We start from the raw sequence: 23,411 nt of genomic DNA, 5'->3' as shown, positions 1-23,411 counted from the left end.
GGTGTTCGCACGGCTGGACACAGGAGGGGCAGGTCGTGGTACGATCAAATCCCGTAATAGTGAAGCGGCTCCACCGTACCGGTTGAGCGTTTGAAAAGGAGCTTTTGGGGCGCTGGACAGCGTCCGGCGCAGGACGGGGGTTTGTTATGAAATACATTTTTGTCACGGGCGGTGTGGTCAGCAGTTTGGGTAAGGGTATTCTCACCTCCAGCTTAGGGGCCATCCTGCGGGGTCGGGGCTACCGCGTGACCGCCATCAAGATTGACCCCTATGTCAACCTGGACGCAGGCACCATGCGGCCCTACGAACATGGCGAGGTGTTTGTCACAGCCGATGGGGCTGAAACCGACCTGGACATCGGGCACTACGAGCGCTTTCTCGATATAGACCTGTCCCGCGCCAACAACATCACCACCGGTCAGGTGTACCTGTCGGTGATTCAAAAAGAGCGGCGAGGCGAGTACCTCTCCCAGACCGTGCAGGTGATCCCGCATATCACCGACGAAATCAAAGACCGCATTCGCCGCACGGCTCGGGAGCAAAACGCCGAGATTGTGGTGGTGGAGGTGGGGGGCACGGTGGGCGATATCGAGAGCCTGCCCTTTCTGGAGGCCATCCGGCAGTTTCAGTTCGACGAAGACGATCAGGATTTGATGTACCTGCATTTGACTCTGGTGCCCTATCTGGCTACGTCTGAGGAGTTCAAAACCAAACCCACCCAGCACTCGGTCTCTACACTGCGGGGGGTGGGCATCCAGCCCGATGTGCTGGTTCTGCGCTCGGAGAAGATGGTGCCTGAGGACGTGCGCAAGAAGGTGGCCCTTTTTACCAACGTGCACGCGGGCGAGGTCTTCAGCAGCCCCACCGTGCAGTACCTGTACGAGATGCCCCTGGTATTAGAGGAGCAGGGCCTGGGGCGGGTGGTGGAGAAGAAGCTGGGCCTGGAGCCCATTCAGCCCAACCTGAGCTTCTGGCAGAACGCTGTGCGCAAACTTAAGCAACCCGCCGACGAGGTCTCGGTGGCCTTCGTGGGCAAGTACGTCAAGATGCCCGACGCCTACCTGAGCATTCTGGAGGGCTTTCGCCATGCAGGCATTGCCCACGATGCGCGGGTGAGCGTGAAATGGGTCAACGCAGAGGACATCACCGATCTGGCCAGAGCCGCCGAACTGTTGGGCGACGTAGATGGGGTGTTGGTGGGGCCTGGGTTTGGTATTCGTGGTATCGAGGGAAAGATCCTGGCGGCCCGCTACGCCCGCGAAAGCCGCTTGCCCTACTTTGGCATCTGCCTGGGGTTACAAATTGCCGTGATTGAATATGCGCGCAATGTGCTGGGCCTCGAGGGGGCCAACAGCACCGAGTTCGACCCCTACACCCCCCACCCGGTCATAGACCTGATGCCCGAGCAACTGGAAGTTGAAGGTATGGGTGGCACCATGCGGCTGGGCAACTGGCCCATGCGCATCCACCCCGAAACCTTGCTCTATAAGCTCTACGGTAAAGAACTGGTCTACGAGCGGCACCGCCACCGCTACGAAGTAAACCCCGCCTATGTCCAGCGCCTGATCGAAGGCGGCCTTGCGGTCTCGGCGGTTACGCCGGGGGTCCAGGGCAGGGGAGAGGGGCTGGTAGAAGCCATCGAGTTGCCCCACCACCCCTTCTTCATTGGCCTGCAAGCTCATCCCGAGCTTTCTAGTCGCCCCATGCGGGTCTCGCCGCCTTTTAGTGGGTTTATTGGGGCGGCCTTGGAGCGCAAGCGACAGGGTTTGTTCCAGTCCATCCAGCGCTTACCCTGACCTAGGCGTCGGGTCTGTCCATCTTGCGTCAACAGCCCATCTTCTACCAAATCCACATAAACCCCTTGCCTTCTCCCCGTTGGGAGAAGGTGGCGACACCCCGACCGCGCTATTTACAATCAGCCATAGGAACCTGATTGACTGCACCTGGGGTGTCGCCGGATGAGGGAGCTTGGGACGACCCTCAAAGCTCACTGTCCAAGTAAAGTTGGTATTCTACCGGTCACTGTTGATTTGCAAAATGCCGTGCGGTGCGCCCGGAAAAGCCCCTGCCCTCCAGGGCAAATTGCAGGGCAGCTTTGCGGGTTTCCTCGTCGAGTTCTCGTCCCAGAATGTGAGCCACGGCTTCCAGGTAATGCTGCTGATCGAAAGGTGGAAAGGTGAGCACCAGCCCGAAGCGGTCGGCCAGGGCCAGCTTGTCTTGCAAGGTGTCCCAGGAAGCGGGGTCGCTAGCATCGGGGTCGGGCCGATCCGACCAATCCTGTGCAACCAGGTTGCGACGGTTGGAGGTAGCCACAGCCAGCACATTGGATGGTCGTTCGTATACGGCTCCCTCGAGCAAAGCCTTCAGTTTGTGAAAGCGCGCATCCTCGCTGGCAAAGGCCAGGTCGTCCAGGTAGAGCACAAACTTATAAGGCAGCGGAGCCAGCAACGCCAGCAGTTCGGGCAGTAGCTCTAAGCCATCCGCCAGTACTTCTACCAGCCTCAGGCCCCGGTCGGCGTACTGGGTGCGCAAAGCCTTGACCGAGGTGGACTTGCCGGAGCCTCTAGCCCCGTAGAGGAGCATGGGAACGGCGGGCTTCCCAGCCAAAAAGCGCTCCACGTTGGCGCGCAGGGTCTGAATTTGTCGGGCATAGCCTACCAGGTCATCAAAGCAGGCAGGGTCGGGCTTCTCGATGGCCTGCATGCGCTGGCTAAATAAGAAGGCCGTATGGTGGACATAGATACCGTAACCGAAGGTCTGATACAGGTTTTGCAGCGCGGCGGGCGATCCTTCCAACAGCACCTTCAAGGCGGCGCTTTCGGCTGCGCTGGGGTCTCGGTTGCCGAAGTCCGAAAAGGGGTACTGCTTTTGGAGACGCTCCACCTCCTGCCGCAGATGCCCCAGCTCCTGGCGGATCCAGTCGGCCATTCCAGGGCTTAGGGGTTCAACAAGCAAGCGTCGAGCCAGGGTTTCATCTGCCAGAATGCGCTGGCACAGCACCCATGCCCAGGGCTCTCCGGCAGGGACTCGAGCGTGAAAGAGTTCGGCCAGGGGGGTGTCGTAGAGCGGAGGAAATAACTGCATGGTCGGCTATTTTATCGTGGTGCTTCGACGGGAGCTTGTGATATTTTCAGTTTGTGCCCACCAAGATGCTCGTGTTCAAAAAATCTACCAGAAACCACGCATCATACCGGATGCAAAAAGATAATCATCTAAACCAAAGATCCCCCAGAGGCTATCTTTTTGAATCCTAGAGCACACCCCTCCCTGTCGGTCGGCGAAGAAAGCGTCTCCCTTCCAAGGGGCGGTATCGCCCTCCGCTACGCGGATAACTTCGGCCCTGTTAGTTCGCCGCCATCCAGCGCCGAACTAACCGAATCTGGTATCAAAACGCACGCAACCTGGCAAAGCTTTAGGGTCGCGCATGGCGTGGCTATCAACTATGGGCTCACCCTTTAGGCCCTGACATTGGCCTTGCTGGGGTTGGCAGCCTCCATGGCTTCCTTGCCGGAGGGGGAGGTAATGCGTTTGATAAAGATATCCACCAGCTTGGGGTCGAGCTTCTTACCCCTCAGGCGATTCAGTTCCTCGATAATTTCCGCAGGTTTCCAGGCCCGCTTGTAGGGGCGGGGGCTGTAGAGCGCATCGAAGGTGTCCACTACCGCAAAGATGCGAGCCAGAATGGGGATGTCCTGCCCTTTCAGGCCGTCGGGGTAGCCGCTGCCATCCCAGTTTTCGTGGTGATGGCGTACCACTTCTAAGGTTTCTTGGGGTAAAAAGGGCACTCGTGAAAGCATCTCCCACCCCTTGACCACATGGCTTTTCATAATTTCCCATTCTTCATCATCGAGTTTGTCGGGCTTTCGTAGGATGTGGTCGGAAATAGAAAGCTTTCCGATATCGTGCAAATAGGCACCCCAACGAAGAAATTTACGCATGGATGCATCCAGGTTCAGGTCTTGAGCCAGCTGGTCAGCCCAGGCCACAACCCGCTTGGTGTGCCCCTGGGTCTCGTGGTCGCGAAATTCCAGGGCCAGACCCAAGGCCCGCAGCGTACCATCGTAGGCATCCTCGAGGTGCTTGAGGGCTTCCATCTGCCCCAGTTGCGCCCCCATCACCCGTGCGAGCGAGTTGGCCATGGCCTTTTCGTCGGACTGAAAAGGCTTGTTGCCCTCCCGAGCCAGAATTACCACCCCCAAGGGGCGCTTCTGCCGCGCCGAGACCGGAACTGCTGCCGTAGACCAGCCCGCACTTTCGGGGATGCCCTCGAGGTAGTTGCCTACCACAAAAGTGTCGGTCAGAGAAGCATGGGTGCTCAACTTTTGCTGGGGCAGGTGCCGCCCTCGGTAGCGCTCTAGAGCGCCGCGTGCGCTCACCACCACCGGCTTACCCTCGCGGAAGCGCACAAAAGCCAGGTGTGGCGCAATGTTCAGGTTGTAGAGCGAGGACATGGCGCTTTCGGTCAACTCCAGCGGGTCGTTGGCCGTGCTGATGTTCAGGCTGCCTTCCTCGAGCAAATGCATGAAGCGCAGCGAGTCCTCGAGTTCCTTCTGCGAGCGCCGGTCCCGCTCTCGCAACCAGGCCACAAAAGCCAGTGCCACCAAACCTGGCAGCATGGTAACCAACAAACTATCCAGGCTCAGGTTGGGTTTGGGGTACAGGTGTTGCACGATGGTGTAGATAAATACCAGCGGTACCACCCAGCGCATGCTCTGAGGTCCGCCTTTCCAGACCCCAGGAATTAGAAAAAGAAAGCTAAAAGCCTGGTAGCTATCAGGCAAATAAAGAAACGAAACCACGCCCCAGATGAGCAATCCCAGCAGGCTCAGGAGGTTTTGCTTTTGTACTATCTTTAGATAGGTATTTCCCATAGTACGCACGTTGCCCTAAATGTAGCACTGTGCTCGAGGGCCGATGGGTTATTTGCCGCCCACATGCTGAGTGGGTATCAAAGTGAAAAGAGTAACCATGCCAGGAAGCGCAAAGGCAAAACCGGGGCTTTTAGCCCCGGTTTCCTCGCAATGCTGCTCGGTTTGCTTGGTGGGCTGTACAGGAATCGAACCTGTAACCCACTGATTAAGAGAAGGCCAAAAACCCCTCGGCTGCTCACGACTGCTTACGGATATGCCCTTGTTCATCGCAAAAATCAGGAGTGTATTTCCGGTCACGTTCGACCGTTTTCGGCTCCATAAACCGTAAATAAACCGTAGAAAACCGTAGAGGGTTTGTTACGTCCTGGTGCGGGTGGGTGTGCTATCCTCGGGATAAGAAAACCCCCTGGCCGAGACCAGGGAGAGCCTTGGACGGGCTTCCTTGATTTTATCGGCCACGGGGGAGGAGGACAACCCCGAATGGCCGAACTGTGGATGCCCCCCGACAACCAGAGCAGCTATCTGCTCAACCGCTACCACTTCGAGTTGTGGCGGCAAGTACTCGAGCACGCTCCCTCGTGCCTGGCCTACCTGCGTGAACAGGGTGTGGAGGCCTGGCTCGAGCGCTACGGACTGCCACAGGAGCCTTACTTGGCCTGGGCGGCTGAGTACCTGGAAGACCCCGAGGGGTATGTACCTCTCGGCTGGGACTTTGCGGACACACCCCCCATGACCCTGCGCCTAGTGCATCACTGGGAGCCTTTTCCAGAATACGACCCGGCTACCATGCCCTCTCACAGGTGGAAAGAGAGGGCCGTGCGGTGGCTTGAGTCCTACATGCAAGGCGTTGAGCAGGCTTACCAGAACGCCGGGTGGCAGAAGGTGCGGGTGAAGTACAACCCCGAGCACTTCCTGTGGCTGGCGTTGCGGCTCGAGGGGTTGAGTTGGGTGCAGATAGCCGACCGTACAGCCCCACCGGTGGGCGAGGACGCGGTTCGCAAGGCTGCAACCCGGCTGGCCGAGGTGCTGGGACTTACCGGACATTTGGCTCAGACCTAAATTTCCTTCAGTTGGGACGCGCACAGCCGGAGCATAGGGGGTATGAACGAGTTACCCCCACTGCTCACGATTGAGGAAGTCCGCCGTCTGATTGGCCGCCACCGCGTTGGCCGCGATCAGTTGTACAAACTGGCGCGGCAGTATGGCATGGCCCTGGGCAAGAGGTACCTGATGCCGCGCCGCGTGGTGGTGGCGTTGCTCGAGGGCCGCCTCGACGAGCTCGAGCTCGAGACCAAAAACCCCGCCGGGCCGGGCGGGGTGCGTTAGGGAGGTAGGCTGTGAGCGTCCCTGAACGCATTTTACACGACCGTGCCGCCTTCCTGGCGCACTTCCCCCACAATCAGCGGGCCACCGCGACCAACGTCCTACTGAGCGCTGTGCGCGCCGGGTGTTGCAACGTTCATCAGGTGGTGGGCTACGCTGTGGAATCGGCGCGTCAACGCCACTGGAACGAAGCCTGCCTGACCCTGGTCTTGCTGGCCGAACTCGACCCCGAGGCCCTCGAGGCCGGGGCGCGGTGGGCGCTGTGGTGGGAGCGCCAGCCCCGCGATGTAAAGAACCGGCTCAAGTCCGAGCGTGCAGGCGAGGCCGTCGAGAAGTGGATGTCCGAACAGCCGCCCACCGGCAAACAGCTAGCCTTCCTCCGCAAGCTGGCCCACACAGGCCCCGAGCCTGCCAACCGCCTGGAGGCTTCCCGGCTCATTGATTCGCTGCTGCGGGAGGTGCGCCATGCGCGTTGACCGCATCCCCGCCTCGCTCCGCGACCTCAAGCGCTGGGTGCTGTGGCGCTACGTCGAACGCGACGGCAGGCGCACCAAAGCACCCTACCAGCCGAGCGGCAGGCCCGCCAAAAGCAACAGCCCCGTTACCTGGACGACCCTGGATGTGGCCCTGGAAGCCCTCCAGCGTGGGGGCTTCGATGGCCTCGGCTTCGTGCTGGGGGACGGCATCACCGGGGTTGACCTGGATTGGAAGTCGTACCAGGGGGAGGGCGTACCGGTTGAGGCGCAGACTGTGGTGGACAGGCTGAACAGCTACACCGAGTGGTCGCCATCACATCGAGGCTGCCACATCCTGCTGCGCGGCTCCCTCTCCGCCGGTGCACGCAACCGTTACCGGCTGGCCCCCGGTGTGGAACTCGAAGTCTACGACCACGGGCGATTCTTCACCGCGACTGCCGAACGGTGGGCGGGCTATCCCCTCGACCTCGAGGAGCGCCAGGCCGAGCTTGCAGCGCTGCTGCACGACCTGGCCCCGCCCGCACCCGAGCCGGAGCACAAGCCCGCTCCAAGCGCACCTGTGGATTTATCGGATAGCGAGCTGCTCGAGCGGATGTTCGCGTCACGCAACGGCGCGGAGATTCGCCGGTTGTGGGATGGTGACATCACCGGCTATCCCTCCCACAGTGAGGCGGATTTAGCCCTGGCCGGACACCTGATGTGGTGGACAGGCAACGACCAGGCCCGCGCCGACCGGCTCTTCCGGCAATCCGGGCTTTACAGGGAAAAATGGGACGAGCGGCACTTCTCGGACGGCAAGACCTACGGGGAAGCCACCCTCGAGCGCGCCCGGGCTGCCGGTGGGTACACACCCGGGCCGGTGGCGCATGGCCGGTTAGCCGGTGGCACCCCTCACCCGCTGGAAGGCCGCACCGGTGGGGGCCTGGTGCTGGGCCAGCCGAGGTACAAAGTCGAGAATGGCCGCATCCTGGCCGCCAAACTCGAGGGACGCGGCGAGCACCAGGCCGTGAGCTACTACCCCCCTCGCCAACTTCGCCTGCACCATCACCCGCGAGGTTGTGAGTACCGACGGACTGGAGACCGAGACTCTGTTCGAGATTCAGGGATACACCAGCACAGGGCGACCCCTCCCCGTGGCCCAGGTGAGGGCCTCCGAGTTTGCCGGGATGGGCTGGGTGCAGCGCTGCTGGGGTGCCGGTGCAATCGTAACCCCTGGGCAGGGTGCGAAAGACCACCTCCGCGCGGCGATTCAGTACCTCAGCTTGGAGGCCGGCTCTTTGGAGCAGGCCACGGTCTACCGGCACCTGGGCTGGGCGCGGCTGGGGGATACCTGGGTCTACCTACACTCAAGTGGAGGGATTGGCGCGGAAGGCGCGGTGCCGGGCCTCGAGGTATCGCCGGGCCGCGTCCTCGAGAACTTCGCCCTCCCCGAGCCGCCCGCCGGGGAGGGCGAACGCGGGGCCATCACCGCGCTGTGGGGGCTGCTGGAGGTGGCCCCGCACCGGGTCACCGTTCCCCTACTGCTCTACGCGCTGGCCGCGCCGCTGGGCCACAGCCCTTTCTCGCTCTACCTGGCTGGCCCCACCGGGGCGCGGAAGACCAGCCTGGCGCTGGTGGTTCAAAACCTGTGGGGGTTCCTCGACAGTCCACCGCTGGCCTGGGAAGGCACGGCGAACGCCCTGGAGGGTGCGGCTTTTCTCGCCAAAGACGCGCTGCTGCTGGTGGACGACTACGCGCCACAGGCCAGTGAGGGTAAACAGAAAGAACTCCAGTCCAAGGCCGGGCGGCTTCTGCGCTCCCAGGGCAACGGCACGGGTCGTCCGAGGATGCGCCCCGACGGCAGCCTGGCCGGTGACCGCCCACCGCGCGGGAGCCTGCTGGTCACCGGTGAGGACTTGCCGCCGGGCTACAGCATAAGAGCGCGCTGCCTGTTTGTCGAACTGGAACGCGGCGATGTGGACTTACACAGGCTCACAGAGGCGCAGCGGCTGGCCCGGCAGGGGGTGTACGCACGGGGCCTGGCCGCCTGGCTTCGCTGGCTGGCCGCCGACCTCGAGGCCCACCAGCGCCGTGTGACCGAACGCACCGCCGAGCTTCGCCCGCGCTGGGAATCGTCGCACGGGCGCACCGCCGATGCGCTGGCCCGGTTGCACGCGGTGTGGGAACTGTACTGCGACTACACCGCCACGGTGGGGGTCAGCCTGGCCCACCTGGAGGGGGTGGTGCTCGAGGCCCTTGATTCGGTGCGCCGGGTTCAGGGGTCATACCAGCGCGACAGCGACCCTGCCGAACGCTTCGGGGCGCTGCTCTTCGCCGCGCTGCGCATGGGACGCGCTCACCTGGTGCCGGTAGGTTGGAGGCCCGGACAGTCCATTGAGGATTACCTACCCGCCCCCTCGATGTGGGGCTGGCGCTGGCGCGATACCACATCCGGCGCACCGGACGCGCATGGGGTGTGGGAGCCGCAAGGCCCGGCCATCGGCTGGCTGCCGGACGACCCCGAGACCCACGGACTGTATCTCGACCCCTCCCCCGCTTACGCCGTCCTCACCCGGCTGGCGAACGAGACCGGGGAACCGCTCCCCACCGAGCGCACCCTGTGGAAGCGGCTGGCCGAGCGCGGGGCCATCCGCACCAGCGTGGAAGGGGGGGTGGTGCGCTACCAGGCCCGGGTGCGGATAGGCCAGTCCCTTCACAGGGTTGTGCACCTGGCAGGGTCTTATATCACCAAAAGTGGGAACAGTGGGAACATTGAGAATAATGCCGTCCAGGACGATACAAAACCTGTTCCCAGTTTTTTGGATGTTCCCACTAATCAGTGGGAACAAAACCCCGCTCCTGATGGGGACTCGGGAGTGTTCCCACTCGCGAGTGGGAACATCCCGCCGAGTGGGAACAGCATTAGCGCCGTCCAGGACGCTATTGCTCCTGTTGTTCCCACTGTTCCCACTCGTGGAGATATAAGGGGTACCCCGCTCGCGCAAGAGGGGGATGAGGGGGTGCTCGAGCTATGACCCCTTGGCGGGTGCTCATCCAAGCCACCCCTCAGCTGGTGGACAAGCTCCGCCGGGTCAACCCCCCCAAGCTGCGGCTGGTGGTGGACGGGGAGGTGGTCTACTGGGCGCTGCTGGTTCCCAAAGAGGCTGACCTCGAGGCCCACAGCCGGTGGCCGGGTATGCCCTCCCCCGGCCTGGGGGGTTGGCTGCTGGGTATCCTCGAGCGCTATGAGGCCGCCTGGCCGGAAGCCGGGGTGGTGGAGTTGCTGGCCTACTGGCCGCCGGACAGACTCGAGCCGTTCGCTAAAGCCTATGTGCGCCGCAAGCAGGAGGCCGCCTAAGTACCATGGAGGTGCAGTATGCCCATTGACCTTGACCGCGTTAGCACCATCCTGGCCGAGGCCGCCTTCTCGGACGACCGGTCAGTGTGTCAGCGTCACGGAATCACGGACAGGACGCTGCGCCGCTACCGTGCAAGGATGATGAATGACCCCCGCCTGTCCGCGATTGTCCGGGAGAAACAAGCACGGCTCACCGAGAAGTGGGCTGATGAGCTAGCACCGGCTATCGGTGCGGCTATCCGGTTCCTCCGGCAGGCGTGCGAGTTGGGCGATCCAACCAGCCCAAACATGGTGCGTGCCGTGGCGGAGAGTCTACAAGCACTGGCCGAGCTTGACCTGACCCGACAGGTACTTCAATCCCGGATGGGAGGTGACACGTGGGGCTACTCCAAAAACTAAAGCAACTTGAACGTATGCGGCAAAACAGCGAACCCATCATCACGATTCAACGCTCGTATGGTGAACCCTCACCGCCACCAACGCCGGAGCAGCAGGCCGAACTCGAGCGGCTGTTCGCACTCGCCAAACAGCGGCACCCTCGAGGCAAGTTTTTCATTGCGCGACACACCCCCTCGGGGCTGGCTATCTGGGTGGATGGTGAGCGCGTGGAGCTTTGAAGCTGGTTCACCGCCGGGTGCTGGAGCTCCACCAGCACCCGGTCAAAACGCGCACTTATTTTCGAAAGTACGCTTTTCGGTAGGCAACCGTGTATAATCCCGATATGCCAAAAGGTGAGAAGTTGCATCTGGTAAGACCCCCACGTGAGGCCTTAGCTGCTCGGTGGGGGTTGCGGCTGTTCGAGGACGGGGAGACCGGGGAGCGGGTTTACATCCGCGCCCCTGCTGTGGTGCTCGAGCGGTTCAAAGCGCTACCCCCGGACAAGCGGGGTGAGGTGGTGGGGGTCGGTCTCGAGGCTCTAGGACTGGAGGTGCAGGATGGCAAAGAAGCGCGGTAAGGGCGCTGGCACAACCTATTTCCACAAAGCATCAAACCGCTGGTGCGCCGAACTGAACCTGGGCTATGACGGGGATGGCAAACCGCTACGAGTGCGTAGTTACCACTCGACTCGCAAGGAGGCCGAGGGCTGGCTGGCCGAGCAGGTGGCCCTCTATCACAAGGGACTGCTGGCCGATCCCTCCGCCATCACGCTTCAGGAATGGGCCGAACGCTGGCTCGAGCGCAAGCGCCGGGAGGTCAGGCCGCGCACCTTCGAGTCCTACCAGTACGAGCTGGGGCTGGTGCTGCCCACCCTGGGCAAGCTGCCTTTGCAAAAAATCACACCGTCACATATCCGTGCCCTGGTGGACAATCTCTTGCAGACCCGAAAACCCCGCACCGCCCGAGCAGTACGCACCCGGCTGCACGCCATATTCGAGGAAGCGCTGAACCTCGAGGTCATTCACCGTAACCCTGTATCCCCTGTGAAGGTCAAACTACCCCGAGGCTCCACTACCGACCGCGCCGGTAGATCACTGGAGGCTCACGAGGCCGCTGCCCTGCTTACGGCTTTGGATACCTACAAGGACGAGAGAATCGCCCTCTCTTTGCGCCTCATGCTCAACCTGGGGCTACGGGTGGGTGAGACTTTGGGCCTACAGTGGCAAGACCTTGACCTCGAGGCCGGGACTCTCACCATCCGCCGGGCCTGGAGTGATGGACGGCTCACAGAACCCAAGACCCCCTCGAGCCGCCGCACCCTGCCCGTCCCGCACAGCACCCTGGAGCGGCTGAGGGCCTATCACGCCATGTGGGAAGACCGGCTGGGCGAGACCCCACCCGCTACGCTGTGGCTATTCCCTGGGAACGACCCCACAAGGCCCCTGGACTACCGGGCCCCCGCTCATGCCCTCCGCCGAATCGTGAAGGCCCTGGGCATTCCGCCCTTGCGGGTGCACGACCTCAGACACTCTTACGGTAGCCACCTGCTGGCGAACGGTGCACCCCTCGAGCTTGTGTCCGAGCGCATGGGGCACGCGAACGCCAACATCACCCTCTCGATTTACCGACACGTCCTTGAGCACGAGCGGCAGGGGTGGGTGGTGGATGTGGAGACCCTACTTTCACGACCACGAGCTAAGGCCTGAATCCATAAACCGTAAAATCACCGTAAAAGGACAAACCCGAGGGTAAGCATCCCTCGGGTTTTTCTCGTCCTGGACTTGGTGGGCTGTGCAGGAATCGAACCTGCAACCCACTGATTAAGAGTCAGTTGCTCTGCCAATTGAGCTAACAGCCCAAGCAAAAAGTAAATATAGTAGCGGAGAAGTTTCTTGTCAATACCTAATCGCTCAATCGGTATCGGTCAGGGCCAATCGGGTTTGACCGCTTTTGGCGTGCATGTTATCTTTATTGTTGCGTTGTGGCAGGAATGCCAGGCGTACAATCGGGGAGTAGCGCAGTCTGGTAGCGCATCTGCTTTGGGAGCAGAGGGTCGCTGGTTCGAATCCAGTCTCCCCGACCAAAAGCACCGGCGGCCACCAGACATAAACGCAGCGTGCGGGAGTAGCTCAGTTGGTAGAGCGTCAGCCTTCCAAGCTGAATGTCGCGGGTTCGAATCCCGTCTCCCGCTCCACCTACCGCCCTTCTGGGCGGTTTTATTGTGGGCTACTGGCTTCTGGATAAGTCTGCTAAACTATCGCTGGCCTTGTTTGGGTTTGCCTGCGCCCGTAGCTCAGTGGATAGAGCAGCCGCCTTCTAAGCGGTAGGTCGGGGGTTCGAGTCCTCCCGGGCGCACCAGTCCAGGACGCAAAAAGACCGGGTTGCTATGCCCGGCTTTTTCGTTTTGACACCTTATTGACACTTTACGTGCGCAGCTCCGTATATCCGTTTGCCCAGGCGATAATCTGGTTCACGTACCTATCCGCCCTGGCCCCATTGGTATATGCCGTCGGGCCTCGGTTGTACGCATGAAGGGCAGCGCACCAGGTGCCAAAACGTTTTTGTTGCTTGGCCAGATAGCGGGCCCCGGCTTCAACGGCATCTCTGAGGCGGGCAGGATGCTTCCAGGGCACCGGGTCACCTGGCCACCGTGCCGGGCTGGCCAGGCCAACCTCGGTAAACACCACCGGCTTAACCTGAAGCGGGCCAAGGGCCCATTGATTTTGCACTGCCTTTTTGATGGCATCATCTGTCCACCCCAGCGCTTCGTAACGGTCAGTCGTTACGGTGGGGGTAAAGCTACTTTCCCTTTGAGCCAGGGCCACCAGCAGATCCAGCGGCACTTTATTCTTGATGGCGGATTCTACCAGGTATTCGGCCAGGTATTTGGCATAGGTTTTCCCGATTGTGTCCGGTTCAAACCCCATAGCGTTGGCGGTGTCGTTCACCTTACCGTTGTAGCTCAGGATGGCTCGCCATACTCGATTTTGCAATTCCGCAATCGTCTTTGCTGGCGCAGGCGGCAGTCCGGGCGCAGGATACCCACATCCTGCCCCCGTAGCAGGCGTTGCCGGTGGTTTGGCGTTTGGGTTCAGGCTCGAGGTGCTTTGACTTCGCTGATATGCGGTAGCCGCAATCAACCCCAACCATATCCACGGGCTAGTTACGATTCGTGCCAATGTCATAGATTAATGGGCCAAAATTTGCACCAATGGGTTCGGAGTATCCAGATAGTATTCCGGTGGCAAAAATTCCAATTCCAGGGCCTCGATAGCAAAACTAATTTCTAATTTGTCGCCACCGCGTAGGCTGTAGGGCCCAACTCGCTTTCCTTGATTCTCAAAATAGACATCTACTGGATCATTCATGTTCCAAATATGCCCTCGCGTTGCTGGCTTACCTAGCGCACTAGCCAAATCTACACGACCACCACTTTTGATTTGCACGATCAAGGGAAGGTTTTGCCGATAATCTGCTGGCAAACCCTTTGAGGGCATTCCGTGCTCATACGCCAATATGCGCTGAATGGCCTCGAGCCGCTCCTCGATGCAGCTAATCTTAGACGCGCTAGCTCGCAATTCAGCCAGGGCATCCAGCAGGTCATTAACGTTTAAGTTCTGTGCGCCCGCTAATAAGTTTAACACGTTTTTCCCTTTTCTCTTTTGGTTTTACCCTTTTAGGGGTCTGCCCCCTGGGAAAGAAGTGGTGGGCCTCGTCGAGCACCAGCAGCACATCCTGCATTCGCATGATCGCCTGGCCCAGATTGTCCAGGAAGGGCCTGGGGTCGTAGCCTGTCACCTGGAAAATCACCCGGCGGTGGCGCTTTAGGGCAGGCTGGGGGTCGCCGTCCTCCCCCACCGTGTAGCGCCCTTCGCACAGCTCGGCAAACTCGCGTTTGCGGTTGACGATGACCAGGTGGCGGTAGCGCCCCTGCATACGCCGGATAATCTGCCGGGCCAGGGTGGACTTTCCCGAGCCCGACTTGCCCACAATCAGCATTCGAAAGGTCTGTCTACCGGCCACGCTCGAACTCCGGAATGGTCACCACGGGGATTTTTTCTTTTTGGGCGGCCTGGTACAGGGTTTTATCCAGAGTAAAAAAGGTCAATTGCGGTCTGAATGACAAAAGAATTTTTACCGCAGCCAGATGTATGGCATCGGCTCCTTTTAATGAGTGCTTTTGGCATAGGTCAAAAGCCATATCACACACCCGCTGGGAAACGGGCAAAAGTAGTCAATATTGAAGATTTGCGATTAAAAAGTTTTGTATTTGGCTTCTTTGTCGTTTTGAAAGGCGTTTTGCCCGCATCATTGCGCCTGTCGCACCAGCGATTTCCGGTAACACCAAATAGCACATTCCAATTTGGCTTGCTTGGTTGTAAACCTGTTTTGAAAGTGTGCTGAAGTGTTCCTGGCTGTGAAGTTGGATTAGCGCTCCGGTATCAAAAACAATCAGTCTATCTCCGTTGCTCGCGGACATAGTCGAGGGAAGTCTTTTTACCGGGTTTGAGTTTGAACGGTTTAGGAAGGGCGGGTTTTCCTTTCTTGGTGGGTTCGATAACCGGGAAGTCGTCGGGCCAGCCCGGTGTCTTTTCTTTGTTGGATTTACCCGCACGTTTCATACTCCCAGCTTATCACGCCTGGTAGCTTTGCCAAAGCTCCCACCCCGCCCACGCAGCCAGGCCAAAGGCTACTATTGCCTGCACGGTCTCGCATTTGGGGCAGCCCTGCCCCGCCCGCAGGTTCTTGATACGGCCCAGGCCCAGGTAGAGGCCTCCGGCCAATACGGCCAGCTCAAACAGCGGTAAATCAGGCGATGTTTGCATACCTTCCTATCCAGTATTGCGGCTTGCTGATCCGGCCTGCCTGGGCCTGCTTTTGCAGGAAGGCCCAGGGGTCGAGGTAGTGTTCAAGGAGCCGGGCCCTGTCCTGCCCAGGCCAGTCATCCCAGCGCTCGGGCCTCTTTTTCAAAACGTCCAGATGCAGGTGTGCCTGCCAGCGGTTACCAAACCCCTTGCCCACGGTGCCGATGACCTGCCCCGCACTCACCACCTGGCAGCGCTGCACCAGCACTTTTTCCAGGTGCGCATAGCGTGTCCAGACCCCCGGCCCCGGGTGCCACAAAACCACAATGTTGCCCCAGGATGGCCCGATGTTTTTCAGCACCGCCTCTACGCGCCCATCGGTTATCGCGTGTATGGGCTGGCCCAGGTCGGAATCGCCGCCGTCCGGGTGGTTGAGGTCTACCCCGGTATGGATTCCCCAGTCAGCCGGGTAGTTGGGATCCATGAACGTTACATCGGGTCGGGCCTTCATGGGGTTCATCGGCCAGAAGTAGCGTCCGCTTCTGGGTATGTCTGTTTGTGGGCACGGCAACATCAGGCCCCCCCGTCTGCTCCTAGTTAGTAGCAGCAGCAGAATCCCCAGCAGTATCAGCCATGCCCACCCGGGCAGCTTTGGCGGCATTGATTCCTCCATAGGCGCTCATTGCCAATACCAGCCCGCCCACCACCAGCCGCAGCCAGGGCGGTAAATCGGCCAGATTGCCCATGCCGGGCATACGGTTTTTGCCGATGCCGTACTCGGCCAGCGCCTCGCCCACCTTGAGCGCATCCAGCACGGCAGCCGGGGGCAGCATCGGGACCACTCCGGCTCGGTAGGTGGTGGTAAAGGCCTGCACCTCCTCCGGGGTCTGGAAGCGCAGCCCGAGGGCCAGCATCATGGCGGTGCCGTTGACGATTTCCTCGCCCGTAAAAGGAATAATTGCCTCAGGTGAACTCGGGATTTCCTCAAAGGGCGTCTCGCTGGGCGTTTCTTCCAGCGGGGTAAATCCCTCACTCCCAGATGATGCCTCGGTTTCCACCGGCGGGCTGGGGGGCATGGGGTTGTTCGGCTCGAGGGGGTTGGTTGCTTCCATAGTTTGTTCCTTGGCTGGCTACTGCTATGACGGCGGCCAGGGCGGCCAGGGCGATCCCTACCAGGGGCAGGGATTTGCCTTTGCCAGAGTGTTTTTTGGCTTTTTCCTCTTTTGCATTTTGTGGTTCTTGTGCAAAAGATTTTTTTGTGGTTGGCTGTTCTGGCTGTTTTTGTTTTTCGGGCTGCTCGGGCTGGGACTCTACCGCTTCGGTCAGGACGGGGTCGAGCTGGTCTGGCTTCAGCGGTATACCCTCAGCCGTACCGCTGGGGGTTTCCACCGTCTGGGTAAGCAGGGTTTCGGGCAGTTGGAGTTTCATGGCTCACCCTCTTTTTGCAAGCAGATACAGCCCAAACAGGACTGCTCCCACCCCTAGCCCCGCCATCCCGACACCGGCACCGCTCACGGCGGTATCGCGGGCAGGCTGCGACACCAGCGCAAAGGCGGATTTGATCTCAATGGTGAGTCTGTATGCCAGATAAATGGCCCCTGCAATAGCTGCTACCGTAATGATGACCGGCACAAAAAAGGCCGCTGGTTGATAAAGGTCATCGGTTTGTACCTGGGCCTGGGTTTGCCTGACTCGAAACTGTAAAACATAATTCCCGCCAGACCTTCCCCAGTCCACCACTTCCACGGCCTGGCCAAACTTGGCTGACAGCACCCTTTGCAGGTCGGTTCGTGTCGCGCGGCTGATGTCACCGCTGATAGCCAGCACGGCTTCGTACAAACCCGGCCCAAGCTGCTGATTTTTGCTTATTGGCACACGGGTAAAAGCCATGCCTACAGCTTCGATGTAGGCAATCTGATATGCAAGGCTGGTTTAGCCGTCTGAGGCAGACGGCGTATTCTGACGCGGCGTAAGAAGCTGGTTGAGCAAGGCAAACAGGGCAATCACCTTTGCGGCTGCGGCTTCCCCCACCCCGGGTAGGGCGGCCAGTTCTTTTATCTCCACTCCGTTCAGGTTTCGCAGATCGCCCTGGGCATAGCGCATGATGCTTTCAGCGCTGCGGCGGTCTGCCAGTAGCACGGTCATGAGTTGGGTTTGCTGCGCAGTGGTGGGTGTGATGGGGTTGGATTTTCGGGTAAACAACCTAAATGCGGATCGTCCGATGTAGCCTTTTTTGATGTCCATACTTACCTCAGGTTCAGCGGTTCGCAGTTGTCGAGCTGTACGGCGGTAGCCGGCCCCGGCGTGCGCACGCGGTACTCACCGGCAGAGCCGGCCTCGAGGGTTGAGGCAGTCACGTTGCCCTGGTCGGTGTAGACCAGGATGCGTTCAGCCGAGCCAGAGATTTTTAGCCGGATCTCGTAGTTGCTTAGCGTCACCTGTTCGATGTTGCCTGGGCAAGGGAGCGCTGGGGCTGCCTCAGGGGTTGGTATGGCCGTGGGTAGCGCAGTTTTTGCCGACGAGCTCGTCGGGGTGGTTTCCTGCACTACCAGCGCTTCACTGGGCGAGGGTTTCAGCAAGAGCCAGCCAAGATAGACGATCAGGCCCAGGGCAATGATCAAACGAAGGGGGTTGAGGTTTTTATCCATAGTGTATCTGTTTCAGGGTAGCAAACTCGCTGGGTGAGCGATGGGTCAGGTGCCAGTCCTGGCAGTGTGGGCAGCGATAGACGTATAACCGGATGCCTTTGCGTTTGCCTATTATCCGGGCGGCGCGTAAGGCGTTGAAGCGGTCGGGTGCCGGTACTTTAGATCGATACGGCAGAGTTGCATTACAAGGCCTCCAGTGCAGCATTGACGGCGCGCTTGCCCCAGACGGTGAGGTAGCCATAGGCCCCCTCGGTGACTATGCCGTCGGGGTCAACTTTTCGGGCGACCAGAGAGCCGGTTTTCAAGAATCTAGTCAGCATGGCCTTGGCCCGCTCCTTGAAGTCTTTACACGCTTTGGGAAGCGTTTTCAGTGCGGCCTCTACGGGCTTTACAATGGCCTCTTTGACCTCGCCCATGGACGCGCTGGCGAGGTCAAAAAGCAGTTGAACCCAGCCCGCACGCTTGTATCGCCAGTACCCCCACCAGCGCCCCACGTTGCGATAGCGGCGGGGTACGGCGTGCTGATATGCCTTCATCCCGCCCTGTATTTCCTTGGCAAGGTAGCCCCAATGTTTTTCCCGGATCACCTCTACCCCGGTACCAGCCCTAATGTGGTTCCAGACGCCGGCACTCAGCCCCATTCCCTCGAGCATGGCTTCGGCAAATTCCCGCCCGCCCTTCTCGCGGTAGGCATCGTAGAGGGCCAGCGTTTGCGGGTCGAAGTATGCGTTCAAGTCGGATCCCGCCACCACCTCCGCCCAGGCCCGCCCTATCCAGGCCCGCAGCTCGGCGGGGTCAATGTCCTGGCAGTTCCACAAAAAAAGGTGGATGTGGGGCGCACCCCGGCGCTGAAACTCGAGCTTCCAGACCAGCCCCCAAGATGTGCCAAAGCGACGCTCAAAGCGCTTGCGAAACGCCTCGAGGTGCGCTTTTACTTTTTTGCCGTCCGGCCCCACCTCGCGCAGTCGCCTAAGCCGCGCTCGCACCTCGGCCGCAGCTCGGCCCAGCGCTCAGCCCAGCCCGGGCCCTTGGGCCGGTAGCGATGAGCGTTCATGAGGCCCCAGGCGCGGCGGAATTGCCACAGGGCCTCGGCGTGTTCGGGCGATATAGCCCCTTCCCAGTCGCGGGGGTAGGTAAGCGTAATCATCAGTTTGGGGTAGATATCGGCAGCTTCCAGCTCGCGGGTCAGCTCGAGCAACCGGCTCCGGCTCTTCGTGCTGAGCGTGCGGACAATGCCGCGTGCACTCTCTCCTCCCAGCTTGGATTGCAGCAGCCCCCCTATTCGGAGTTTGAGGGTGCCGGGGTTGATCATTAGTCGGGCCCGTAGGCCCAGAAATTGCGTGCTGAACGTAGCGTGAACGTAGCGTCGAGATATGGAGCATTTGACGAGATATGGAGCATTTGACAAGCACCAACTTCACACAGACTTTCCTCGTTTTGTTCTTGCTCGATACTGCTTTACCGCTTTACTGGCTTCTTTTATGGCTTGCGCTTCGGTCAGTTTTTGCTTGGGGTTTGGGCTAAGCAGCAGGTCTTCCGCCAAGATGGCATCAATGGCTTTCTCGATCTCCTTATCCCACCCCTTGTCCTTAATCTTTTGCAAGTCGGAGATTTTCTTTTCCAGCCCACGCGGCAGCACCACCGTCATGAATCCAGCATATCACCCCAGGAGATAGCATGCCCCGACGCGGCAAAGGCGAAGGCTCCATCTTCCAGCGCAAGGACGGGCGTTGGGCGGCCTTTGTCACGGTGGGCTATGGCCCGGATGGAAAGCAGCAAAAGCGCTGGGTGTACGGGCGTACCCGGCGGGAAGTAGCCGAGCGGCTAGCCCGGCTGCTGCCCAAAGCGGGCTATGGCGTAATCCAGCTTAGCCGGTTGCGGCTGGGGGAATGGCTCGAGCGGTGGGCTGATGAGCGCATCCGATCCAAGGGGTTGCGGATGTCAACCCAAAACAAATATCGGGACTATCAACGGATGCTGTCGCCTTTGGCAAATACCCCCCTGACCCGGCTATCGCCTCTGGCTATCGGGGCCCGCTTTGCCGAACTGGCGGAGTTGTCGCCCTCGAGCCGTCGCCACTTGTACCAATTCCTCCGCGCGGCCCTACGGGATGCAGTGCGGCTAGGGCTGCTCGAGGCCAACCCCATCGAGGCAGTGGACCCCCCGGCGGGGGGAGTGGTGCGGCCCGCTCGAGCCTGGAACCGGGAGCAGACGGCGGCATTCCTCGAGGTCGCCCGGTCGCACCGGTTGTACCCGATGTTTTATTTGATGCTCACCACCGGCATCCGCATAGGGGAGGCCATGGTCTTGTGCTGGGAAGACTGGCAGGGCGAGCGGCTATACATTCGTCATACGCTCACCAAGGATGGCACCCTGGGGCCTACCAAAACGCTGGGCTCGAGCGCTCCTATTTACCTGGACCCCGCGACGCAAGAGTTGTTACAGCAGCACCAGGGCTACTAGCACGAGGAACGCACCACCGCCCGGCGGTGGAAGGAACACGGCTTGATCTTCCCGTCAGAGGCCGGTACCCCGCTTTCCTACCGAAACGTCAAGCGGACTTTTCGTGGGCTGATCGATAACGCAGGACTGCCCCGGATCGGCTTGCACGGGCTCCGGCACACGTATACTTCGCTGGCGTTGCAGGCTGTCCTGAGCCCCAAACAAGTTGCGGATCGTCTACGCCACAAAGGATCCCACGCTTACGCTGCGGATTTATCAGCACCTGCAAGAGGAAGAGCGGCGTCAGGCTGCTCTTGGCCTTGACGCCTTATTACACCTACACGGGCAAAAAACAGACCAAACGGCTCAAGAGCAGGCATAACAGATGGCGGCAAAATCTCGCACCGGCACAGCAAAATCTAAATAGGGGCTTTGGGCAGATAATGCACAAAGCGGCCTTCTAAGCGGTAGGTCGGGGGTTCGAGTCCTCCCGGGCGCGCCATCTGGATTACAAATGTTCATGCACAAACCCCCATTTGCCTGGATCACCGAATGGGCCTTTAGTGCCGTGTAGGCGAGCAATGCACGGCTTCACGAGCACATATTCAACACTTGCCAAAGTCCGGCGCGAGATACGGGCGGAATTAGCTTCAGCCCCTGCGAACAAGCACCTACAAAATGTGCCGCAGGCAAGGCAAGGCCAGCCCTGTACTGGTCTTACGCGGGATTATGCCCTCTTGTGCACTCGGGGCCGACCAGAATCATGATTGGGCGGCTAGATGGGCACCTGCACCCGACTAATTCCTTGCAAAAAACCAACAGCTTTATGTGCGGCAGACTGGCCCATGCGGATCACCTCCGGCAGTCCGACCCCGTAGTAGGCTGCACCCGCCAGGAAGAGGCCGGGCAGTTCTTCGGCTCGCAGGGCCCTCTCGACCCGGGCCTGATGTCCCAGCGTATAGCGCGGCAGGCCCTCTGGCCAACGAAAAACCCAGGTGTGCAGCGGATGGGGCGCTTTTCCCCACAGCCTGTGCAGGTCTTGCAGGGCCAGCCGGATGAGCTCGGGTTCCGGGACGCTGATGCCAGAAAAGTAGGCCCGTACCAGGGCCAGCCCTTCAGGGGCGCGGCCCGACCACTTCTGGTCGGTCCAGGTAAACCCGCGGGCCGCAAAACCTTGGTTCGCGGCCATCAGGAGCCCGTGGCCGACCCTGGGGGGAATTTGCTTTTTATCGAAAGCCAGACTAACGGTCGCCGATTCGCCGTAAGGGATTTGCCGCAGTGCGGCGGCTGCTTCGGGGTGCAGGGTCTCGAGCAGGCTTCCCGTGACCCCTGCTGGGGTGGTGAGCACCAGGGCCTCGGCCTCAAGCGTGCCTTCGGGCGTGTGAATGCGCCAGGTGTGGGCGCGCTCGAGGCCGGTTACGCTGGCCCCCAGGCGAATGTGCACCCCCTCCAGGCGGGCCTGCAGGGCCTCAACCAGGCCGCCCAGACCGCTTTTGAGCGAGGCAAAGAGTTGTCCGGCTTCGCGGGTACCGCGCTTTTTGCGCTGGGCCATGGCGCCTCGGATGAGGCTGCCATGCTCTTGCTCTAGCGCCTTGAGCTGCGGGAAAGCGGCCAGGGTAGAAAGCTCGGCCGGATCGCCGCCGTAGATGCCCCCCGACAAAGGGGCCACCAGGCGTTCCCAAACCTGCCGCCCCAGCCTGCGTTTGATGAAGCGACCAAATGCTTCGTCGTGCGAGGGGCCTTTAGGTATGAGCAAGTCCAAAGCAGCTCGTGCCTTGCCGAAGGGGCTCAGAAGGGGGCTGCGGGCCAAGGCGCCCAGGTCGCCCGGTACCACCATCTGCAATCCAGGGGGAATCGGTAGGGCCTCGCGTCCATTGTGGATCAGGGCCGAAGGGCGGGCCGGAAGGGTACTGACCAGGTCGGCTTCCAGGCCCAGGTCTTGCATCAGCGCTAGGGCCCAGGGCTTGTAGCGCACCACCGCATCGGGGCCTCCCTCCAGCACAAAGCCGCCTTCTAGCACGGTAGTAATCTTGCCGCCCAGGCGGGTATCGGCCTCGAGCAGGGTAATCTCGAGGTCGGGGGCGGCCTGCCGCGCATAATAGGCCGCCGACAGGCCCGCAGCCCCACCGCCTACAATTGCCAGCCGCATCAAACCACCTGCGCCTGGGGAAGCCGGGCCCAGGCAGCAAGCACCAGATCCCGCAGCACCTCGATGTAGTCGGGATCGGCGTTGAGGCTTCTGGTACGCAAGAGACGCAAGCCCAGGCGGGTTGCGGTGTTTTGGGCTTCGTAGTCGAGGTCGTAGAAGACCTCGAGGTGATCTGAAGGAAAGCCCACGGCCGTTACCACCACCTCGCCATAGCCCTGGGCTGCGGCGGCCTCGAGGCGCTCGTTGATGTCAGGGCCAATCCAGGGCTCGGGGGTACGACCCGCCGACTGCCAGGCGACGTCCCAGTGGGCTAGTCCCAGCGACTCGGCCACCCGTTCGGCGGTGGTGCGCACCTGGGCTTGATAGATGCCATCCTGGGCCGATTTTTCCGGAATCGAGTGGGCGGTGAAGAGGAAAAGAGCCCGCCCCGGCTCGCGCAAACGCCAGATCTGCTCGCTGACCCGCCCGGATACGGCCTGAATATAGCCCGGATGGTCGGGGTAGGCTTCGACCAGGCTAAAGGTAAAGGGATGCCCCAGCTCGGCCAGGGCGTGCTCGACCTTCTCGCGGTACTCAGCGATGCTACGCGAAGAAAAGTGCGGTGCGGCCACAATGCCTACGGCCTGCCGAACTCCATCCTGGGCCATAGCCTGCACGGCTTCGGCGATGAACGGGTGCCAGTGCTTGGTACCCAGGTAAACCCGTGCGGGGCCCTGGACCCGGGGCCCAGGGGAGCTTTGAAAGGGCTTTGAATACAAAGGAAGGGTAGCGTTCAGCGCGGCCTCGAGGCGCACCGCCTGGGCGTAGGTAATCTCGCTGAGGGGGCTACGCCCAATCAGGTCATAGCGCTCGGCCAGTTCGGCCAGTAGCTCTGGGCTGGGTGGGCGCCCGCGCCTTATGTCTGTGTAGTAAGGTTCGATTTCTTCCGGTCGGTAAGGGGTGCCGTAGGCCATCAGGAGTACGTTCATGCTGAAACCTCTGG

At 60.7% G+C, this 23,411-nt stretch carries 32 protein-coding genes, 4 tRNA genes and 1 pseudogene; 17 read left to right on the top strand and 20 right to left on the bottom strand.

Translation table 11 applies throughout. The features are described 5' to 3' along the window. Window positions 1-146 precede the first annotated feature (146 nt). Window positions 147-1,796, top strand: coding sequence for a CTP synthase (locus Q0X23_RS01070; protein WP_297858574.1), 1,650 nt, complete (start codon window positions 147-149; stop codon window positions 1,794-1,796). A 223-nt stretch (window positions 1,797-2,019) separates the two neighbouring features. Here the strand turns inward: Q0X23_RS01070 and Q0X23_RS01065 are convergent, their stop codons facing one another. Both Q0X23_RS01065 and Q0X23_RS01060 read right to left on the bottom strand, forming a co-directional pair. Then, window positions 2,020-3,084, bottom strand: a complete 1,065-nt coding sequence (locus tag Q0X23_RS01065; protein ID WP_297858573.1) for a DUF815 domain-containing protein — start codon at window positions 3,082-3,084, stop codon at window positions 2,020-2,022. Between the two features lie 371 nt (window positions 3,085-3,455). Next, window positions 3,456-4,871 (bottom strand): HD-GYP domain-containing protein, encoded by a 1,416-nt coding sequence (locus Q0X23_RS01060; RefSeq protein WP_297861137.1) that lies wholly within the window; start codon window positions 4,869-4,871, stop codon window positions 3,456-3,458. Window positions 4,872-5,351: 480 nt separating this feature from the next. Between Q0X23_RS01060 and Q0X23_RS01055 the strand changes: the two genes are divergently transcribed. The 4 genes and pseudogenes from Q0X23_RS01055 to Q0X23_RS16130 form a co-directional block, all read left to right on the top strand. Next, window positions 5,352-5,930, top strand: coding sequence for a hypothetical protein (locus tag Q0X23_RS01055; protein ID WP_297858572.1), 579 nt, complete (start codon window positions 5,352-5,354; stop codon window positions 5,928-5,930). A gap of 42 nt (window positions 5,931-5,972) precedes the next feature. Continuing rightward, complete coding sequence (locus tag Q0X23_RS01050) at window positions 5,973-6,197, top strand: hypothetical protein (RefSeq protein ID WP_297858571.1); 225 nt, start codon at window positions 5,973-5,975, stop codon at window positions 6,195-6,197. Between the two features lie 11 nt (window positions 6,198-6,208). Continuing rightward, window positions 6,209-6,670 (top strand): hypothetical protein, encoded by a 462-nt coding sequence (locus tag Q0X23_RS01045; RefSeq protein ID WP_297858570.1) that lies wholly within the window; start codon window positions 6,209-6,211, stop codon window positions 6,668-6,670. Continuing rightward, window positions 6,660-7,445: pseudogene (locus Q0X23_RS16130) on the top strand (hypothetical protein); the annotation flags it as partial. The gene Q0X23_RS01045 and the pseudogene Q0X23_RS16130, both read left to right, overlap by 11 nt. A gap of 99 nt (window positions 7,446-7,544) precedes the next feature. Here Q0X23_RS16130 and Q0X23_RS01040 read toward each other — a convergent pair. Continuing rightward, entirely contained in the window at window positions 7,545-7,715 is a 171-nt protein-coding gene (locus Q0X23_RS01040) for a hypothetical protein (protein ID WP_297858569.1), read from the bottom strand. A gap of 13 nt (window positions 7,716-7,728) precedes the next feature. Between Q0X23_RS01040 and Q0X23_RS01035 the strand changes: the two genes are divergently transcribed. From Q0X23_RS01035 to Q0X23_RS01010, 6 genes are all read left to right on the top strand, one after another. Further along, window positions 7,729-9,684 carry a DUF927 domain-containing protein gene (locus tag Q0X23_RS01035; protein WP_297858568.1) on the top strand — a complete coding sequence of 652 codons (1,956 nt, stop codon included), beginning with the start codon at window positions 7,729-7,731 and terminating at the stop codon, window positions 9,682-9,684. Then, on the top strand, window positions 9,681-10,007 hold the full coding sequence (locus Q0X23_RS01030; protein ID WP_297858567.1) for a hypothetical protein: 327 nt from the start codon (window positions 9,681-9,683) through the stop codon (window positions 10,005-10,007). Before Q0X23_RS01035 ends, Q0X23_RS01030 begins: the two co-directional genes overlap by 4 nt. Before the next feature lie 18 nt (window positions 10,008-10,025). Next, the gene (locus tag Q0X23_RS01025) at window positions 10,026-10,406 is read left to right on the top strand and encodes a hypothetical protein (RefSeq protein WP_297858566.1); all 381 of its coding nucleotides are present in this window, start codon (window positions 10,026-10,028) and stop codon (window positions 10,404-10,406) included. A gap of 14 nt (window positions 10,407-10,420) precedes the next feature. Next, window positions 10,421-10,624, top strand: a complete 204-nt coding sequence (locus tag Q0X23_RS01020) for a hypothetical protein (RefSeq protein ID WP_297858565.1) — start codon at window positions 10,421-10,423, stop codon at window positions 10,622-10,624. Between the two features lie 104 nt (window positions 10,625-10,728). Further along, window positions 10,729-10,962 (top strand): hypothetical protein, encoded by a 234-nt coding sequence (locus Q0X23_RS01015; RefSeq protein WP_297858564.1) that lies wholly within the window; start codon window positions 10,729-10,731, stop codon window positions 10,960-10,962. Then, a complete protein-coding gene (locus Q0X23_RS01010) occupies window positions 10,943-12,091 on the top strand; it encodes a site-specific integrase (protein ID WP_297858563.1) in 1,149 nt (382 codons plus the stop codon). Before Q0X23_RS01015 ends, Q0X23_RS01010 begins: the two co-directional genes overlap by 20 nt. Window positions 12,092-12,167: 76 nt before the next feature. On the opposite strand, the gene Q0X23_RS01005 is transcribed toward Q0X23_RS01010, so the two are convergent. Continuing rightward, window positions 12,168-12,243, bottom strand: a tRNA-Lys gene (locus Q0X23_RS01005). Between the two features lie 148 nt (window positions 12,244-12,391). Between Q0X23_RS01005 and Q0X23_RS01000 the strand changes: the two genes are divergently transcribed. The 3 genes from Q0X23_RS01000 to Q0X23_RS00990 all read left to right on the top strand — a co-directional run bounded on the left by Q0X23_RS01000 (window position 12,392) and on the right by Q0X23_RS00990 (window position 12,743). Next, window positions 12,392-12,468, top strand: a tRNA-Pro gene (locus tag Q0X23_RS01000). A gap of 35 nt (window positions 12,469-12,503) precedes the next feature. Next, window positions 12,504-12,579: transfer RNA gene (locus Q0X23_RS00995), tRNA-Gly, on the top strand. 88 nt (window positions 12,580-12,667) lie between these two features. Beyond that, window positions 12,668-12,743: transfer RNA gene (locus Q0X23_RS00990), tRNA-Arg, on the top strand. A 65-nt stretch (window positions 12,744-12,808) separates the two neighbouring features. Here the strand turns inward: Q0X23_RS00990 and Q0X23_RS00985 are convergent. The 3 genes from Q0X23_RS00985 to Q0X23_RS00975 form a co-directional block, all read right to left on the bottom strand. Then, window positions 12,809-13,378: a lytic transglycosylase domain-containing protein gene (locus tag Q0X23_RS00985; RefSeq protein WP_297858562.1), complete on the bottom strand. Its 570-nt coding sequence runs from the start codon at window positions 13,376-13,378 to the stop codon at window positions 12,809-12,811. A gap of 195 nt (window positions 13,379-13,573) precedes the next feature. Then, window positions 13,574-14,029, bottom strand: a complete 456-nt coding sequence (locus tag Q0X23_RS00980; RefSeq protein ID WP_297858561.1) for a hypothetical protein — start codon at window positions 14,027-14,029, stop codon at window positions 13,574-13,576. Next, the gene (locus tag Q0X23_RS00975) at window positions 13,989-14,408 is read right to left on the bottom strand and encodes a DEAD/DEAH box helicase family protein (RefSeq protein ID WP_297858560.1); all 420 of its coding nucleotides are present in this window, start codon (window positions 14,406-14,408) and stop codon (window positions 13,989-13,991) included. Before Q0X23_RS00975 ends, Q0X23_RS00980 begins: the two co-directional genes overlap by 41 nt. Window positions 14,409-14,504: 96 nt before the next feature. On the opposite strand from Q0X23_RS00975, the gene Q0X23_RS00970 reads away from it, so the two are divergent. Then, window positions 14,505-14,789: a hypothetical protein gene (locus Q0X23_RS00970; protein ID WP_297858559.1), complete on the top strand. Its 285-nt coding sequence runs from the start codon at window positions 14,505-14,507 to the stop codon at window positions 14,787-14,789. A 53-nt stretch (window positions 14,790-14,842) separates the two neighbouring features. Here Q0X23_RS00970 and Q0X23_RS00965 read toward each other — a convergent pair whose 3' ends face one another. From Q0X23_RS00965 to Q0X23_RS00915, 11 genes are all read right to left on the bottom strand, one after another. Then, on the bottom strand, window positions 14,843-15,007 hold the full coding sequence (locus tag Q0X23_RS00965; RefSeq protein WP_297858558.1) for a hypothetical protein: 165 nt from the start codon (window positions 15,005-15,007) through the stop codon (window positions 14,843-14,845). Window positions 15,008-15,019: 12 nt separating this feature from the next. Then, window positions 15,020-15,211, bottom strand: a complete 192-nt coding sequence (locus Q0X23_RS00960) for a hypothetical protein (protein WP_297858557.1) — start codon at window positions 15,209-15,211, stop codon at window positions 15,020-15,022. Beyond that, complete coding sequence (locus Q0X23_RS00955; RefSeq protein WP_297858556.1) at window positions 15,195-15,710, bottom strand: M23 family metallopeptidase; 516 nt, start codon at window positions 15,708-15,710, stop codon at window positions 15,195-15,197. The genes Q0X23_RS00960 and Q0X23_RS00955 overlap by 17 nt, the downstream gene beginning before the upstream one ends. Window positions 15,711-15,783: 73 nt before the next feature. Then, entirely contained in the window at window positions 15,784-16,302 is a 519-nt protein-coding gene (locus Q0X23_RS00950) for a hypothetical protein (protein WP_297858555.1), read from the bottom strand. Then, window positions 16,220-16,618, bottom strand: a complete 399-nt coding sequence (locus tag Q0X23_RS00945) for a hypothetical protein (protein WP_297858554.1) — start codon at window positions 16,616-16,618, stop codon at window positions 16,220-16,222. Before Q0X23_RS00945 ends, Q0X23_RS00950 begins: the two co-directional genes overlap by 83 nt. Window positions 16,619-16,621: 3 nt before the next feature. Further along, a complete protein-coding gene (locus Q0X23_RS00940) occupies window positions 16,622-17,080 on the bottom strand; it encodes a hypothetical protein (RefSeq protein ID WP_297858553.1) in 459 nt (152 codons plus the stop codon). A 42-nt stretch (window positions 17,081-17,122) separates the two neighbouring features. Then, window positions 17,123-17,434 (bottom strand): hypothetical protein, encoded by a 312-nt coding sequence (locus Q0X23_RS00935; RefSeq protein ID WP_297858552.1) that lies wholly within the window; start codon window positions 17,432-17,434, stop codon window positions 17,123-17,125. Window positions 17,435-17,436: 2 nt separating this feature from the next. Beyond that, window positions 17,437-17,838 carry a hypothetical protein gene (locus Q0X23_RS00930; protein ID WP_297858551.1) on the bottom strand — a complete coding sequence of 134 codons (402 nt, stop codon included), beginning with the start codon at window positions 17,836-17,838 and terminating at the stop codon, window positions 17,437-17,439. Between the two features lie 182 nt (window positions 17,839-18,020). Continuing rightward, entirely contained in the window at window positions 18,021-18,824 is an 804-nt protein-coding gene (locus Q0X23_RS00925; protein WP_297858550.1) for a hypothetical protein, read from the bottom strand. Further along, complete coding sequence (locus Q0X23_RS00920; protein ID WP_297858549.1) at window positions 18,770-19,150, bottom strand: hypothetical protein; 381 nt, start codon at window positions 19,148-19,150, stop codon at window positions 18,770-18,772. Before Q0X23_RS00920 ends, Q0X23_RS00925 begins: the two co-directional genes overlap by 55 nt. 105 nt (window positions 19,151-19,255) lie before the next feature. Continuing rightward, window positions 19,256-19,486 (bottom strand): hypothetical protein, encoded by a 231-nt coding sequence (locus Q0X23_RS00915; RefSeq protein ID WP_297858548.1) that lies wholly within the window; start codon window positions 19,484-19,486, stop codon window positions 19,256-19,258. Window positions 19,487-19,515: 29 nt separating this feature from the next. On the opposite strand from Q0X23_RS00915, the gene Q0X23_RS00910 reads away from it, so the two are divergent. Both Q0X23_RS00910 and Q0X23_RS00905 read left to right on the top strand, forming a co-directional pair. Beyond that, entirely contained in the window at window positions 19,516-20,301 is a 786-nt protein-coding gene (locus Q0X23_RS00910; protein WP_297858547.1) for a site-specific integrase, read from the top strand. 42 nt (window positions 20,302-20,343) lie between these two features. Then, complete coding sequence (locus tag Q0X23_RS00905) at window positions 20,344-20,604, top strand: tyrosine-type recombinase/integrase (RefSeq protein WP_297858546.1); 261 nt, start codon at window positions 20,344-20,346, stop codon at window positions 20,602-20,604. 451 nt (window positions 20,605-21,055) lie between these two features. Here Q0X23_RS00905 and hemG read toward each other — a convergent pair whose 3' ends face one another. Together hemG and hemH are read right to left on the bottom strand one after the other, a co-directional pair. After that, entirely contained in the window at window positions 21,056-22,432 is a 1,377-nt protein-coding gene (gene hemG, locus Q0X23_RS00900; protein WP_297858545.1) for a protoporphyrinogen oxidase, read from the bottom strand. Continuing rightward, window positions 22,429-23,397, bottom strand: coding sequence for a ferrochelatase (gene hemH / locus Q0X23_RS00895; RefSeq protein WP_297858544.1), 969 nt, complete (start codon window positions 23,395-23,397; stop codon window positions 22,429-22,431). The genes hemG and hemH overlap by 4 nt, the downstream gene beginning before the upstream one ends. Between the last annotated feature and the right edge of the window lie 14 nt (window positions 23,398-23,411).

Source organism: Meiothermus sp. (assembly GCF_026004115.1).
In the GTDB taxonomy this organism is placed as follows: domain Bacteria; phylum Deinococcota; class Deinococci; order Deinococcales; family Thermaceae; genus Meiothermus.
Note: the sequence above shows the minus strand (reverse complement) of the source record. Positions and strands in the feature narration are given on the sequence as shown.